The sequence below is a fragment of the Terrabacter sp. Soil810 genome (genome assembly GCF_001429645.1).
In the GTDB taxonomy this organism is placed as follows: Bacteria; Actinomycetota; Actinomycetes; order Actinomycetales; family Dermatophilaceae; genus Terrabacter.
In genome coordinates this window covers 370,730-371,547 of record NZ_LMSW01000001.1, presented here as the reverse complement: position 1 = coordinate 371,547, position 818 = coordinate 370,730, and the positions used below count along the sequence as shown (strand labels likewise).

Annotated in this window: 1 protein-coding gene and 1 pseudogene; both read left to right on the top strand. The window is 66.3% G+C overall.

The features are described from left to right. Positions 1-104: 104 nt before the first annotated feature. A pseudogene (locus ASG96_RS24590) lies at positions 105-413 on the top strand (MBG domain-containing protein); the annotation flags it as partial. A gap of 46 nt (positions 414-459) precedes the next feature. Next, the coding region (locus tag ASG96_RS23540) for an MBG domain-containing protein (RefSeq protein WP_162262001.1) at positions 460-818 on the top strand (359 nt) is incomplete at its 3' end.

Here is an 818-nt window from a genome sequence, read left to right as displayed (position 1 = left end):
ACGCGATCACGTGCGCACCCGGCACTCTCGCCACCGCCAACTACAGCTTCGTCACCGGCACCACCGCCAACCTCACCATCGGCCAGCGGGCCGTCACGGTCACCGTGGACGCCAGGTCGAAGACCTACGGTGCCGCCGACCCGGCGTTGACCTACACGATCACCGTGGGCTCGCTCGCTTACACCGACGCTTTCACAGGTGCCTTGGACCGTGAGTCTGGCGAAGACGTGGGCCTCTACCCGATCGGGCAGGGCACGCTTGCCCTGAACGGCAACTACGACCTGACCTACGTGGGCGCGAACATGTCGATCTCGGCTGCGACGTTGAGCGTGGACGCGGTCGCGAAGTCGAAGACCTACGGCACCGCCGACCCGACCTTCACCTGGACCTACACCGGGTTCCAGAACGGCGATNACCGCCGCCACGACCACGATCACCGGAACTGCAGCCTGCACCCGCGTGCCCGGACAGAACGTCGGGACCTACACGATCACTTGCGCCCCGGGCACCCTCTCCGCGGCCAACTACAGCTTCACCACCGGCACCACCGCTAACCTCACCATCGGCCAGCGGGCCGTCACGGTCACCGCGGACGCCAAGTCGAAGACCTACGGTGCTGCCGACCCGGCGTTGACCTACTCGATCACCGTGGGATCGCTCGCCTACGGCGACGGCTTCACAGGCACGCTCACCCGCGACGCTGGGGAAACGGTTGCCGGCGGACCGTACGCGATCCGTCAGGGCACGCTTGCTCTGAACGGCAACTACGACCTGACCTACGTGGTCGCGAACCTGTCGATCTCGGCTGCGACATTGAG